General features: G+C 33.5%; 11 protein-coding genes. 7 read left to right on the top strand and 4 right to left on the bottom strand.

From position 1 onward, the window contains the following. Positions 1-33: 33 nt before the first annotated feature. Entirely contained in the window at positions 34-912 is an 879-nt protein-coding gene (locus E5167_RS03140; RefSeq protein WP_136840979.1) for a GLPGLI family protein, read from the bottom strand. A 76-nt stretch (positions 913-988) separates the two neighbouring features. Further along, on the bottom strand, positions 989-1,861 hold the full coding sequence (locus E5167_RS03135) for a GLPGLI family protein (RefSeq protein ID WP_239021934.1): 873 nt from the start codon (positions 1,859-1,861) through the stop codon (positions 989-991). 97 nt (positions 1,862-1,958) lie between these two features. Here E5167_RS03135 and E5167_RS03130 point away from each other — a divergent pair, with 97 nt between their 5' ends. The 5 genes from E5167_RS03130 (at position 1,959) to E5167_RS03110 (ending at position 8,157) form a co-directional block, all read left to right on the top strand. Further along, positions 1,959-3,458, top strand: a complete 1,500-nt coding sequence (locus tag E5167_RS03130) for a sensor histidine kinase (RefSeq protein WP_136840977.1) — start codon at positions 1,959-1,961, stop codon at positions 3,456-3,458. Further along, positions 3,445-4,131, top strand: a complete 687-nt coding sequence (locus E5167_RS03125) for a response regulator transcription factor (protein ID WP_136840975.1) — start codon at positions 3,445-3,447, stop codon at positions 4,129-4,131. The genes E5167_RS03130 and E5167_RS03125 overlap by 14 nt, the downstream gene beginning before the upstream one ends. Positions 4,132-4,164: 33 nt before the next feature. Then, positions 4,165-4,944, top strand: a complete 780-nt coding sequence (locus tag E5167_RS03120; RefSeq protein WP_136840973.1) for a hypothetical protein — start codon at positions 4,165-4,167, stop codon at positions 4,942-4,944. 4 nt (positions 4,945-4,948) lie between these two features. Next, a complete protein-coding gene (locus E5167_RS03115; protein ID WP_136840971.1) occupies positions 4,949-5,563 on the top strand; it encodes a deoxynucleoside kinase in 615 nt (204 codons plus the stop codon). Positions 5,564-5,646: 83 nt separating this feature from the next. Further along, positions 5,647-8,157 carry a S9 family peptidase gene (locus E5167_RS03110; RefSeq protein WP_136840969.1) on the top strand — a complete coding sequence of 837 codons (2,511 nt, stop codon included), beginning with the start codon at positions 5,647-5,649 and terminating at the stop codon, positions 8,155-8,157. A gap of 69 nt (positions 8,158-8,226) precedes the next feature. Here E5167_RS03110 and E5167_RS03105 read toward each other — a convergent pair whose 3' ends face one another. Then, entirely contained in the window at positions 8,227-10,698 is a 2,472-nt protein-coding gene (locus E5167_RS03105; RefSeq protein WP_136840967.1) for a sodium-translocating pyrophosphatase, read from the bottom strand. Between the two features lie 111 nt (positions 10,699-10,809). Next, entirely contained in the window at positions 10,810-11,337 is a 528-nt protein-coding gene (locus E5167_RS03100; protein ID WP_136840965.1) for an inorganic diphosphatase, read from the bottom strand. A gap of 160 nt (positions 11,338-11,497) precedes the next feature. On the opposite strand from E5167_RS03100, the gene E5167_RS03095 reads away from it, so the two are divergent. Beyond that, a complete protein-coding gene (locus E5167_RS03095; RefSeq protein ID WP_136840963.1) occupies positions 11,498-13,693 on the top strand; it encodes an acylase in 2,196 nt (731 codons plus the stop codon). A 3-nt stretch (positions 13,694-13,696) separates the two neighbouring features. Continuing rightward, complete coding sequence (locus E5167_RS03090) at positions 13,697-14,860, top strand: TlpA disulfide reductase family protein (RefSeq protein WP_136840961.1); 1,164 nt, start codon at positions 13,697-13,699, stop codon at positions 14,858-14,860. Positions 14,861-14,879: the final 19 nt, after the last annotated feature.

The raw sequence follows: 14,879 nt of genomic DNA, 5'->3' as shown, positions 1-14,879 counted from the left end.
TTAGTGTTTATTGATTGATTTTGATTAATGATTTTAATTTCTTCGACCTCCTCCTGATCTCCCTCTACCACGCATATTTATCATTTCCTCCATTTTGTCCTTAACTATTTGGGTATATTCCTTTTGTGTTACTTTCTTTCCTTTAGAAGGTCGCTTTATATCGTTTTTCTCCTCAGGATTTAATACAATTTTAGAACATAAAATAGTTGTTCTACCAGCACTAACTTCTAATATTAATCCTGGAAGTCCCCAATACTCTCCTGGCCCTTGGTTAATTGGTATTTGTGGTGTGTACCAAGCTGTTACTGTTTGCGTTTTAGGTATTTCTACTTCATTCTTTGAGTTGTTGATTTTTGTAGAATCGTTTGCTTTTGCGTTATCATTATTTCTATCTCTTCTTCTAGCACTCAAAAAATCAGTATTATCCAGTTCTACAATAGCTGTTGCTTTCATTGCCATGTATTTACCAATTTGCTTTGTTTCGGCAGTCATGACCCATTCTAGTTTTTTTAATTCATCATTTACTAAAAATTGTTTGCCAAAAAATTCCTGCTCAATAAGTAATTTATTTTCTTTTACGTTTTTATATTGGTCACCTCCTGTCATTGACATGCCTCCAAAACGCATTCCGCCTCTACCTCCAGCTGATGGCGCATCCAATTTTTCTTCTTCTTTATAAATGGATTCTTCTTTATTAAACGTTAGAATAAATGTTTTTTCAAACATGCTTTTCATTCTTTCAGCAAACATCTTCTTTTGTTGGTCACTCAATTGTCTCCCTCCAAAATTATCCATGTCCATGGTTGTTTTAGAAAAATAGTACGCCTTTCCCTGAAATTCTTGTCCATAAGAAAACACAGAGGTCATAATAGCTAAACAGCTAATTAATAGTTTAACAGAGTTTGATTTCATCTTTTTTTAGTCTAAGAGGTTAAATATGTATTTGACTATAAAAATGATGAATGGTTTAATGTGATAATGTTAGAGATTAATTTCCAATACGAATTTCAAAACTGTTACCATCACGACTTCTTCGGTTATCCCGCATACGCTCTCTCATTTCCTTCATTTTCTTTTCCATAATAGCATCGTATTTTTCTTGAGTGATTTTTTGTCCTTTTTTAGGTTCTTTTATTTCGATGGTTTTTTCTGAATTTAATACTACTTTACTACACATTAAAGTTTCAGTACCATCTGTAACTTCCAGAATCAAACCAGGCAAACCATGATAGTTTCTAGGTCCTGTACTTACTGGAATTTGTGGCGTGTACCAAGCTGTAATAGTAATTTCTTCCATTTTAGGTTCTGCTTCTTGATCTAGGTCTTTATCACCATTAATACTTACACCACTTTCACGAACCTCAACCTCTCTTTTTAAGGTAGCTTTGTAACAAGTATAATTGCCAATGTTTTTAGTTTCACTACCTAACTCCCATTTTAAATCTTCTAGTTTATCTTTAATTAAAAAGAGTTTACTAAACGATTCGTTTTGGTTGGTATAGCGTTTTTCTTTTGTGTTTTTATACAACACATCTGATCCTCCTGTAACATTCATTACTACAACCATTCCTTGAGGTTGTGGCGCTTCTAACTGCTCATCTTCTTTAAAAACAGATTCTTCCTTATTAAATGTAAGAAGATAGGTTTTCTCGAATTGCTTTTTCATCATATTCATCATACGCTTATGCATATCGGAATTCATTTGAGAGCTATCTAACTTAATATCTACTTTTCGGTGCGATTTATAAGTTGCTATACCTTGAAAATCTTGTGCTATAATGCTAGTTGCAACAAACAACATAGCTACTGTTAGTAATTTTGTAAACCTGTTCATTTTCTTTTTTGATTTATAATTTGACATTACAAATATGATTTACAATTTATAATTTTACCGTTAACTAGTGTTAACTAGTGTTAACCGATTGGCTTTATACCTTTTTAACATTTACATTTGAAGCATGAACGATAAAAGATACCAATGGGTTTTATATGTTATTGTGGTTGTAATCATAAGCACAATAGCCATACAAGTGTATTGGAATTTTAATAACTACAAAAGTAACGAACAACAATTGGTTAACGATGTGCAAGCAAGCTTAGACAATGCGATTGAAAAATACTACACCAATTTAGCTAAAGAAAAAACCTATGGATTTGCTTTTAGAACCTCCCTGAATGGAGACTCATTATTACAAAGCAAAAGCATAGACAGTGTTATGCATTATATAGATTTAGCAAAATCTAATATTACTAACATAGATAGTTTTGATATAGAATCTGGTGATGCTGTTAAGATATATAAAGGAATTAATATGGATTCGGTGTTTATAAATATTAACGAAAGTTTCCCTTCTAGAAGAAGCATACATAATGTTTTGAGTGACTCGATAATTGAAAAAGAAATGGGTTTTGAAATGCTTACTTCTAAAGTGCTTATTTCATTAACAAGCGATTCTTTACAATTACAAAAAATAGATTCTATTTTTAAAGTGGAAATCGCAACGAAAAGTATTGACATTAGCTATAAGTTAGATCTGTCTTTTAACGATACCCTTTTAGACTCTACATCTAACAAACTTATAGATTCTTCTGATTTAGTTACATTTTCCAAATCTCCTTTTTTACCACCTCACAGCAATTTATATGTTGGCTTTTCAAACTCAACTAAAGAAATTTTAAAGCGAATACTTACTGGTATATTAATATCTACACTACTTGTTCTTGCTGTTATTAGTTGCCTGTTTTACCTCTTAAAAATTATTAAGCATCAAAAACAGTTAGCCGAAGTAAAAAACGATTTTATAAGTAATATTACTCACGAATTTAAAACACCTATTGCAACCATTGGAGTGGCACTTGAAAGCATTAAAGATTTTAATGTTATTAATGACAAAGAAAAAACACAATCGTATTTAAACATATCAAGCAATCAGCTATCTAAATTAAATACTATGGTTGAGAAGCTTCTTGAAACAGCTTCACTAGACAGTGAAAATTTGCAGTTAAAAAAAGAACAAACCAATGTTACCAATCTAGCACAAAACCTTATTAACAAACACAGATTAGAATTAAAAGAGAAATCCTTAACATTTAACCATCCCAAAAATGATATTATTGCAAACATAGATCCTTTTCATTTTGAGAATGCATTAAATAATATTATAGATAATGCTATAAAGTATGGAGGCAAAAACATTGAGGTTTCTCTTAATAAAAACACCATTTGCTTCACAGTCTCTATTAATGATAATGGAAAAGAATTAAACAAAGAGAGTAAAGATAAAATTTTTGAAAAATTTTATCGTGTGCCTAAAGGAAACACGCATAACGTAAAAGGCTATGGAATTGGCTTGTATTACGCTAAAAAAATTATTGAAAAACACGATGGCATTGTGTTTTTAGACTTAGATAACAAATGGACATCTTTTAAAATTTCTATTCCTAATGGAAAAGCTTAAAAACACCATATTATTAGCCGAAGATGAACCAGCTTTAGGGCAAATTATTAAAGAAAGTTTAGAAACTAGAAACTTTAACGTACTACTTTGTGAAAACGGCGAAAAGGCTTATGAAATATACAAAAAAGAGCAACCAGAACTATTAGTTTTGGATGTGATGATGCCTAAAAAAGATGGTTTTACACTTGCAAAAGAAATACGAATGGAAGATGATAGTATTCCAATTATTTTTCTAACAGCAAAGTCACAAACACAAGATGTGGTCGAGGGCTTTACCATTGGTGGCAATGATTACCTAAAGAAACCTTTTAGCATGGAAGAGCTCATCGTGAGGATTCATAATTTGTTACAACGAACAACGCTTCAAAAGACATCAGATATTTTAAAAATAGGCGATTTTATATTTGATTTTCCAAAGCAAACATTACAATATAAAAACCAAGATAAAATACAATTAACACATAGAGAGTCGCATTTATTATTCCATTTAATAAAAAATAAAAACGAGGTTTTAGATCGATCGTTAATATTAAACAAACTTTGGGGAACTGACGATTTTTTTACCGCACGTAGTATGGATGTCTATATTACCAAACTTCGTAAAAAAATAAAACAAGACAGCTCCATACAAATTGTAAACGTTCGTGGTTTTGGCTATAAACTAATATGCTAAAAGTGGTTTGATTTTTGTACTTTTCAAGTCTATATGAAGTACGTTAGGTATATATCAATTTTAATATCATTTACACTTTTTGGTCAGCAAAACATTTCAACCAAGCTTATATCAAAACAAACGTTAGATGATAGCACTCTTATAAGCATTGATAAGTTCAACACGCATTACAACCTAAATAATACAACTCTTTTTTTAAAGGGAAGCAAAGGACGTTTTGAATATACTAATTTACAGTTAGGAGACATTACCTCTGCCAATACTTTTAATCCTTTAAAGATTAACCTTTTCTACAAAAGTTTTAATACGGTTATTATTTTAGACAATAGATTATCAGACATAAAAAAAATAGACTTTAATCTTTTATCGCCTTTAAGAATAGTTTCAAAAGTATCTTCGGCTAACGATAACTCCATTTGGATTTTTAATAGCAACACCCAACAGTTAGAACTTTTCAATTTTATAACTAACAAAACAAAACATATAACCCTTCCAACAGAAGGAAATATATTAGATTTAAAAAGCAACTATAATTTTTGTTGGCTTTTAACTGATGCTTTTATTTATACCTATAATTATTTTGGAAGTCTCGTCTCAAAACTACCAAATAATGGCTTTGAAGAATTAGCCGAAAGCAATGGAAATATTATTCTAAAAAGAGGTAATAACTTATTTTATCTAAATCGAGATTCAAAAAAGACACTTCCTATTTCGCTTCCAAATTTGTTAATAAATCGGTTTTTTGTAACCGATGAAACCTTGTATATTTACAACGGTGAAATGCTTCACCAATACCAACTAATAAACGATTAAAATTATGCATGTTGCAGTAGCTGGAAACATTGGTGCAGGAAAAACTACGCTTACAAAATTATTAGCTAAACATTATAAATGGGAAGCGCAACTTGAAGATGTTGTGGACAATCCATATCTAGATGATTTTTACAATCAAATGGAGCGTTGGAGCTTTAATTTACAGGTTTACTTTTTAAATAGTCGCTTTCGACAAGTTTTACAAATTCACCAAAGTGGCAAGGAAATTATCCAAGACAGAACCATTTACGAAGATGCTCATATTTTTGCACCCAATTTACATGCCATGGGATTAATGACTAATAGAGATTTCGAGAATTATTCGTCTTTATTTCAACTTATGGAATCTTTAGTAAAAGGCCCCGATTTATTAATCTATTTAAGAAGCTCAATTCCTAATTTAGTATCACAAATTCATAAACGTGGTCGCGATTACGAAAACTCTATTAGCATTGAGTATTTAAGTCGATTAAACGAGCGTTATGAAGCTTGGATTCATGGCTACGACAAAGGCAAATTACTTATTATTGATGTTGATAATTTAGACTTTGTAGATAACCCTGAAGACTTAGGAAGCATCCTAAACAAAATTGACGCCGAAATTCACGGTTTATTTTAACATAACAACCTCTCTTTTTAAAAGTTAGATTTATTATTTTAGTCTTTCAAACTAAAGTCTATATAAATTTCCAACCAATAATTATGAGAAAAATTACATTCTTGCTTATCCTTTCTTTAAGCACGACTTTCATCTTTGCTCAAGATGAATCTCAAACACCAACACCTAATTATAGATTAGCCTCAAAGTTTTCACCAGCAAATCTTGGTAAATTAGTACATTCTACTACAGTTCGTCCTAATTGGCTAAAAACAGGTAATCGTTTTTGGTATCAATACAAAACCACTGAAGGCTCTAACTACTACATTGTAGATCCTGATAGACGTACTAGAACGAAATTATTCGATAATGCCAAAATGGCAAAGTGGTTAACCGAAATCACGAAAGACCCATACGATGCACAGCATTTACCACGCTTTAACTTTGAGTTTGTAAAAAATGACACGGCCATTCGTTTTAGAGTAACTTCTACTGAAGAGGTAGAAGCTAAAGACGAGAAAAAAGATAATGAAAAAAAAGCAGATTCTACAAAAGCTAAAAAGAAGAAAAAACCTAAAATGGAGAAAAAGGTGTACTATCTTGAATATCGTTTAGGTGGAAATGGACTCACTATTATTGATAATTCTAAAGATGACGAAAAACGTATTCGTTGGGCAAATGTAGCACCTGATAGTTCGATTGTGTTATTCTCAAAAAAGCACAATTTGTACTGGATGGACAAAGAAAATTTCCTAAAAGCTGTTGAAGACGAAAAAGACTCAACCATTGTAGAACACCAATGGACTACCGATGGTGTTGAGCATTTCAGCTATGGTGGTGGCGGAAGAGGACAAACCAACGTAGAAAAAGAAAAGACCAAAGATGATAGAAAAAGTGTGTTTGGTTTATGGTCACACGATTCTAAAAAGTTTGTACTACAACGTACCGATTCTAGACATATTAAAGATTTATGGGTAATTAATTCGGCAACTAAAGATCGTCCAACTCTAGAGACCTATAAATATCACATGGCTGGAGAACAAGAGTTTTATAAGCCTTATGTGCACATTTTTGATATTCCTACTAAAGGAATGACAGAAGTTAAATTAGACACTACAGTTCAACAAAGTGTTGGATTATATTCGCACAGATATAAGAAAAGTGATGACAGCAAACATAAACCTGCAATGCTGCTTTCTAAAAAAGGAAAAATTTACTTCAACACGACTAGTAGAGATCGTAAACGATTTGATGTGCATGTTGCTGATATTAATACAGGTGAAGTAACCACATTAATCGAAGAACATTTTAACACCTATATTGAAAGCAGAGGAAAAAGCATTCGATTATTCAATAACGAATCTGAAATCCTATTTTGGTCCGAAAGAGATGGTTGGGGACATTATTATTTATACGATGCTAATGGGAATTTAAAACGACAAGTAACCAATGGAGAATTTCATGTAGATACGTTTCAAGGTATCGATGAAAAAGAACGTGTCTTGTATTTTACAGCCAATGGTGTAGATAAAAACATAGACCCTTACTATGCACATTTATATAGAATTAACCTTAATGGTACAGGATTTAAAAGTTTAAATCCAGGTGATTTTAATAGTGATATAAATGTATCTGATTCAAAAAAATTCTTTGTTAGTAACTATTCCAGAGTAAATACAGTACCTAAATCAGAATTAAGAAACAGTAACGGTTCACTAGTTATGAAATTAGAAGAAGCTGATTTATCACAACTAATGGCTACTGGCTATCAATTTCCAGAACCTTTTAAATTTAAAGCAGATGATGGTATTACAGACATTTATGGAGTAATGTACAAACCGTTTAATTTTGATGAAAACAAAAAATACCCATTAATTCAATACGTATATCCTGGACCACAAACTGAAGCAGTAAATAAATCATTCTCTCCTAGAATGAATAGAACCGATCGTTTGGCTCAAGTTGGGTTTATTGTGGTTACCTTAGGAAACAGAGGTGGTCATCCTGCACGTTCTAAATGGTATCATACCTATGGCTACAATAATTTAAGAGACTACGGTTTAGCAGATAAAAAATATGTAGCAGAGCAACTAGCAGACAAACACACATTTATAGATATTGATAAAGTCGGTATTTTTGGTCACTCTGGTGGTGGTTTTATGAGTACAGCAGCTATGTTGGTATATCCTGATTTCTTTAAGGTTGCTGTATCATCATCAGGAAATCACGATAATACAGTCTATAATAGTTGGTGGAGTGAAACACACCATGGGATTAAGGAAGAAAAGGATGCTGACGGAAAAATTAGTTACAAGTATATGATTGATAAAAACCAATCGTTAGCAGAAAATTTAAAAGGACATTTAATGTTAACTACTGGAGATATTGATAATAATGTGCATCCAGCTGGAACTATTAGAATGGCTGATGCTTTGATAAAAGCCAATAAGCGTTTTGACTTTTTCTTATTTCCAACACAACGACATGGTTATGGAAATATGACGGAATATTTCTTCTGGCAAAAAGCCGATTATTTTAGCGAGCACTTATTAGGTGTTAAAGTAAGTGATGTTGATATGATTGAAATGAATAGAGAGACTCCAAAAGATGATTAAATATCATTTTTAGACATAAAAAAACCACGCGATTTGCGTGGTTTTTTATTTTATATAACATTTGAAGTATTAGTTTTTCTCTTCTTCTACTTCATCTACAACTTTTTTAATCATCTTCTTTTTGTCTTCTACCTTAGTTTCTACATCTTCCAAAGCATCTAACTGTGCTTTAACTTCTTCTAAAGCGCCTTCATATACTTTATCTTCAGTAGTCGTTTCACCATTTTTAGTAGTGGTCGTTGTTACAGTAGCTCTTGCAGTACCATCGTCATTCTTTTCAATATTGACTTTCACTATTTTTTCAGCTTCTTCAGTTAACATTGCCATATCTTCACCTTTAACAATATGTTTTTTTCCGTCTTGATCAATCCAAACTTTTTCATTTGCTTCAACCGCATAAGTACTATCTCCAGTTAAAGCAATACTTGGCGCAATAACTAATGCTACAACAGACATTAACTTTAATAAGATATTTAATGATGGTCCTGATGTATCTTTAAATGGATCTCCAACAGTATCACCTACAACAGCTGCTTTATGAGCCTCTGTTCCTTTACGACCTTCTTCCTCTATAGTTTTCTTAGCATTATCCCAAGCACCTCCAGCATTCGATTGGAAAATCGCCATAAGCACACCACAAGTAGTTACACCTGCAAGTAAACCACCTAGCATTTCTGCTCCCCCAATAAATCCAACGGCTACAGGAACAACGATTGCTAACAAACCTGGTAATACCATTTCTTTAATTGAGGCTTTTGTAGAAATATCAATACATTTTCCATAATCTGCAACGCCATCCGCTGCATCAAATATTTCTCTATCAGCATCCGACGCTTTAGACATATCACTGTCATACTTACGCATTACTTCTAAAGCTGCTCTTAATTGAGGAATATCTCTAAACTGACGTCTAACTTCTTCAATCATTGCCATTGCAGCACGACCTACAGCATTCATTGATAAGGCAGAGAATACAAATGGCAGCATACCACCTACTAATAATCCAGCCATAATTTTAGGCTGAGAAACATCAATTGCAGTAACACCTGCTGTTTGCATAAAAGCAGCAAACAATGCTAACGCTGTTAACGCTGCCGAAGCAATAGCAAACCCTTTACCAACAGCTGCAGTTGTATTACCAACAGCATCTAATTTATCCGTACGCTCACGTACTTCGCTTGGCAATTCTGCCATTTCTGCAATACCTCCAGCATTATCACAAATTGGTCCATAAGCATCTACAGCTAACTGAATTCCTGTATTTGCTAACATACCTACAGCCGCAATAGCGATACCGTATAATCCTGCAAAATGATGAGAAACAATAATAGCTCCAGCGATTAAAATAATTGGAATTGCAGTGGACATCATACCTACACCTAACCCAGCGATAATGTTTGTGGCAGACCCTGTTTCAGATTGCTTTACAATAGACATTACAGGTTTTTTACCTGTTGCCGTATAATACTCAGTTATTTTTCCAACTGCTAAACCAGCTATTAAACCAGCTATTACAGCTATAAAAACACCTATGGATGTATAATCTATCCCATTTAAGCTAAATGTCTCAGGAATAAATTCTTGAATTAAAAAATAAGTTGCAACTGCCATTAAGCCAGCTGAACCAAATTCACCAATATTTAATGCTGTTTGCGGATTACCACCATCTTTTACTTTAACGAAAAATGTTCCTACGATAGACATAATTATTCCTACAGCCCCAAGAACTAGGGGTAAATAAACAGCTCCTAAACCATCAAAATTAGGTGTTATAATAATAGCTCCTAATACCATAGTACCTATAATAGACCCTACATATGATTCAAATAAATCGGCTCCCATTCCAGCAACATCTCCAACATTATCTCCAACATTATCTGCAATAGTTGCAGGGTTTAAAGGGTGGTCTTCTGGAATACCAGCTTCTACTTTACCAACAAGATCCGCTCCAACATCGGCTGCTTTGGTATAAATACCACCACCAACACGTGCAAATAAAGCTATTGATGATGCTCCTAAAGAAAATCCAGAAAGTACATTTAGTACCATTGGAATATTTTCAGCTCCTGGCCACATCATTTGATATACCATAAATAAGCCACTTAATCCTAAAATACCTAAGCCTACAACACCTAGACCCATTACTGAACCTCCAGCAAAAGCAACTTCTAATGCTCTTCCTAATGATGTTCTAGCAGCTTGAGTCGTTCTAACATTTGCTTTGGTAGCGACCTTCATTCCAATAAATCCAGCTAATGCCGAACAAATAGCTCCAACTATAAATGATACAGCTACCATCCAGTTTGAACCTTCTTCATTGTTACCTTTAAAGAACAATAAGACTGCTACAGCTATAACAAAAATTGCAAGAACCTTGTACTCAGCCTTTAAAAATGCCATTGCACCATCTGCAATATTTTTGGCTATACGAGCCATTTTTTCGTCACCTACTTCTTGTTTGGATACCCAAACATTTTTAACAAATACAAATAGTAATGCTAAAACTCCAAATGCAGGTAAAAATTTTACTAATAATTCCATATGTTAGTTGTTTATTTTTTGAACTCCGCCAAAAATAGTAAAATATGGTAGATAAAAAAAGCCACTCTCAATTTATAAAGAATGGCTTAGCTGCTTTTGTTGAAGTACTATTTATATGGTAAAAGTGCGGTTCTTTTTATGCTCACTATCATCATAACGCTTTTCACATTTATGAAATATCTCTATAGCTTCTGAAGCATTTCCCCAACCACCTACATCAACTTTTTTCTTTTCTAGATCTTTATATACTTGAAAGAAGTGTTCAATTTCTTTTAACCTATGTGAGCTAATATCAGCTATATCATTGTGATTTTGCCAAATAGGATCGTTCATTGGTACACAAATTAACTTCTCGTCTGGTCCCTTTTCATCAGCCATATGGAATACACCAATAGGTTTTACTTCCATGACACACATAGGAAATGTTGGTTCTGCACCTAATACCAAAACATCTAATGGGTCGCCATCTAATGCTAAAGTTTCAGGAATAAATCCATAATCTCCTGGGTACATCATTGACGAAAACAACATTCTATCAAAACGAATTTTATTTAAGACAAAGTCATACTCGTATTTATTTCTACTACCTTTTGGGATTTCGATTAACACATCGAAAGTCACTTCTTTTTTCTTGCTCATAATTATCCATTTTTCGGGTGCGCAAAGGTAGGCATCCTTTTAGCTTTTAACAACAAAAAACACATTGATTTTGTAAGAAAAAAAAACTAACTTGGTCATCTCCAAGATTTGACTTAATCAAAACTCATTTTAATATTTAAAACACTAAAAACCAACCATTATGAATCGTATATTATACATCCTCATTATTTTTGTTCTAGTTAGTTGTAAAAACGAAAACAAACTAGCAGATGAAGAACAACGTTGGCAACAACATGCCGAAAATGTAGAAATTATTAGAGACGACTTTGGTGTACCTCACATTTATGGTAAAACTGATGCTGATGCCGTGTTTGGTTTATTATACGCACAATGTGAAGATGACTTTAATCGTGTAGAGCGCAACTACATTTGGGCCATTGGAAGATTGGCAGAAATTGAAGGAGAAGCATCAATTTACAGTGATTTAAGAGCTAGGTTATACATGACCAAGGAAGAAGCGATTGAAAACTATAATAACAGTCCACAATGGTTAAAAGATTTGTGCAATGCTTTTGCTGATGGTATAAACTATTACCTTAAAACACATCCAGAAGTCACACCAAAACTGTTAACTCGTTTTGAACCTTGGATGCCAATGTATTTTAGCGAAGGCTCTATTGGTGGTGATATCGAAAGAGTGTCCACTAGAAAAATTAAAGATTTTTATGATGCATCAGAAGATAACACAGTTACTGTAAACGATGGATTAATCAGATTAAAAGATGATGAACCACGAGGCTCTAATGGTTTTGCTATTTCTGGTGATAAAACAAAATCTGGTGATGCGATGCTACTTATAAATCCGCATACATCATTTTATTTTCGTGGCGAAGTACACGTAGTTAGTGAAGAAGGCTTAAATGCTTATGGTGCTGTAACCTGGGGACAATTTTTCGTATATCAAGGATTTAACGAAAAGACAGGTTGGATGCACACTTCAACTGGAACAGATATTATTGATGAATTTGAGGAGACTATCGTAAAAGAAGATGGAAAAACATCCTATAAATATGGTGAAGAACTGCTCCCTTTAGATTCTTTGGAAGTAACTTTAAATTACAAATCGGCTGATGGATTAAAAAATAAAACATTTACAATGTATCGCACACATCATGGACCAGTAACGCATGCTAATGGTGACAAATGGGTCTCTACCGCATTAATGTGGAGTCCAATAAAAGCTTTAGAGCAATCGTTTACTAGAACCAAAAAATCGAATCATGATGAGTTTTATGAAATGATGGATATTCGTACCAACTCATCAAACAACACGGTATATGCCGATGCTGACGGAACCATTGCCTATTATCATGGAAACTTTATTCCAAAACGTAATGAAAACTACGATTATACAAAACCTGTTGATGGAAGTAACCCTGAAACAGATTGGGATGGACTTCATCCTCTTGAAGACAATATTTTGGTGCTAAATCCACCAAATGGCTGGATACAAAACTGTAACTCCACACCATTTACAAGTGCTGGAGAATATAGTCCTAAAAAAGAAGATTATCCAGAGTATATGAGTTCGTATCCAGAAAATTTTAGAGGCATGCACGCCATTCCTTTATTACAAAAAGCAAACGATTTAACGTTAGATTCTTTAATCGATTTAGCTTACGACACGTATTTACCAGGAGCCGATTTATTAATTTCTGGTTTATTAAAAGCTGCCGAAAAAACACCAGCAAAAACACCAGAAGCTAAGGAAGCTATTGCCTTATTAAAGAACTGGGATTTTAGAGTGTCTAAAGCATCAGTTGAAATGACACTCGCTCAATTTTATTTAAACGCCTATTATAAATCAGGAAACATTCCAACCATGACAGGTAATAAACGAATTACTAGATTAGGACGCTTTGATTATATGAGTAAAACTGCTACCCCAGAAGAACGTCTAGAGGTGTTCCAAACAGCTTTAGATAAACTAGTTGAAGATTTTGGTTCATGGAAAACACCTTGGGGAGAGTTTAACCGCTTTCAACGTTTGGATGGTAAAATCAACCAAGAGTTTGACGACTCACAACCAAGTATTGCTGTAGGTATGGCATCTGGTTCTTGGGGAGCTTTAGCCTCGTATGGAACTCGTTTTGGAAAAAACACCAAGCGACAATACGGAACTTCTGGAAATAGTTTTGTTGCTGTAGTGGAGTTTGGAGATAAAGTCAAAGCAAAGTCTATGTTAGCAGGAGGCCAAAGTGGCGATCCTGATTCACCTCATTTTGATGACCAAGCACAACGCTACGCAGATGGTGAATTTAAAGATGTAGCGTATTACAGAGAAGATGTTGAAAAACGAGCTACTAAAACTTATAAGCCAGGAGAAAAACAATAGGTTATGCCAAAGAACTTTATAAAATTAATCACTATATGTTTTGCAGTAGCACTTTTTCAATTATGTAAAGAAGATGTTAAAATCCCAGCCGATTCGTTTATGGTATCAGGTACCATTAAAGGCTTAGATACAGACTATATGAGTAGAAGCTATAGAGATGCCGAAGGTAATCGTGTATCAGATTCTATTTTTGTTGAAAATGGCAGCTTCTCTTATACTGCAAAGATTGATGATACAGAGCATATTATTTTTTGGCCAAATGTAGAGCGTACTATTAAACGAAGTGGTCGAGGTTATTATCCAGCAAAATCTTCTCAGTTCGCTTTTTTGGCTAGTCCTGGCAACCATATTGTTTTTAATGGAGAAGTCACCGATTTTATAAACGCTTACCCGAGTGGTACTAAAGCCAATGAGGATTTAGCAAGGATCAATAGTAAGATTTTTCCTTTGATGAACACATCGGTAAACTTGTTATTGGAAAAGAACAAGTTAAAAGAAGACGACCCTCAATTTAAAGTATTAGAAGATTCTATAAAAAATTTAGATAAAGAGGTTATTAAGTTGAAAAAAATCTTTGTAATGGAAAACCCTAAATCTGAAGCTGCAGCATGGTATTTATCTGATATGATGTTACGAAGTCAAATCACTAATGATGAAGCCATTACTACATTTAACAGTCTGGGTGACAATTTAAAAGACTTTCCTTTTTATAGAGCAGTCGCAAAACGTGTTGCTGGTATAGAAGCGACGTTAATAGGAAAAACCATTGAAAACTTCATCACCAACCACACCTATTCTGGCGACTCGTTTGAGTTTAATTCGTTGCGAGGAAAGTATGTGCTCATTGATTTTTGGGGAACGTGGTGTGGACCATGCATTGCCGAAATGCCAAAAGTTAAAGCATATCAAGAAAAGTATAAAGATAAATTGGCTGTACTTGGAGTCAATCAAGGTGACACCAAAGAGCAAGTTGAAAAGTTTATAACACCAAACAATTATACTTGGACACATTTAATGAATGGCAAAGGTAATGACGATTTTGTGTTAAAATTTAATGTAGCTGGGTTTCCTACCAAGTTTATTATAGATCCTGAAGGCAAAATTTTACATCGTTTTGTAGGTGATAGCGAAGAATCGTTTGCTGTACTAGATGGACTTTTGGAGTAAAGGCTAATAATTAAAATAA

Source organism: Pontimicrobium aquaticum (assembly GCF_005047595.1).
Taxonomy (GTDB): Bacteria; Bacteroidota; Bacteroidia; order Flavobacteriales; family Flavobacteriaceae; genus Pontimicrobium; species Pontimicrobium aquaticum.
Note: the sequence above shows the minus strand (reverse complement) of the source record. Positions and strands in the feature narration are given on the sequence as shown.

Coding starts and splice junctions, on each gene's coding strand:
- E5167_RS03140 (WP_136840979.1), bottom strand. CDS start 912: ATGAAATCAAACTCTGTTAAACTATTAATTAGCTGTTTAGCTATTATG.
- E5167_RS03135 (WP_239021934.1), bottom strand. CDS start 1,861: ATGTCAAATTATAAATCAAAAAAGAAAATGAACAGGTTTACAAAATTA.
- E5167_RS03130 (WP_136840977.1), top strand. CDS start 1,959: ATGAACGATAAAAGATACCAATGGGTTTTATATGTTATTGTGGTTGTA.
- E5167_RS03125 (WP_136840975.1), top strand. CDS start 3,445: ATGGAAAAGCTTAAAAACACCATATTATTAGCCGAAGATGAACCAGCT.
- E5167_RS03120 (WP_136840973.1), top strand. CDS start 4,165: ATGAAGTACGTTAGGTATATATCAATTTTAATATCATTTACACTTTTT.
- E5167_RS03115 (WP_136840971.1), top strand. CDS start 4,949: ATGCATGTTGCAGTAGCTGGAAACATTGGTGCAGGAAAAACTACGCTT.
- E5167_RS03110 (WP_136840969.1), top strand. CDS start 5,647: ATGAGAAAAATTACATTCTTGCTTATCCTTTCTTTAAGCACGACTTTC.
- E5167_RS03105 (WP_136840967.1), bottom strand. CDS start 10,698: ATGGAATTATTAGTAAAATTTTTACCTGCATTTGGAGTTTTAGCATTA.
- E5167_RS03100 (WP_136840965.1), bottom strand. CDS start 11,337: ATGAGCAAGAAAAAAGAAGTGACTTTCGATGTGTTAATCGAAATCCCA.
- E5167_RS03095 (WP_136840963.1), top strand. CDS start 11,498: ATGAATCGTATATTATACATCCTCATTATTTTTGTTCTAGTTAGTTGT.
- E5167_RS03090 (WP_136840961.1), top strand. CDS start 13,697: ATGCCAAAGAACTTTATAAAATTAATCACTATATGTTTTGCAGTAGCA.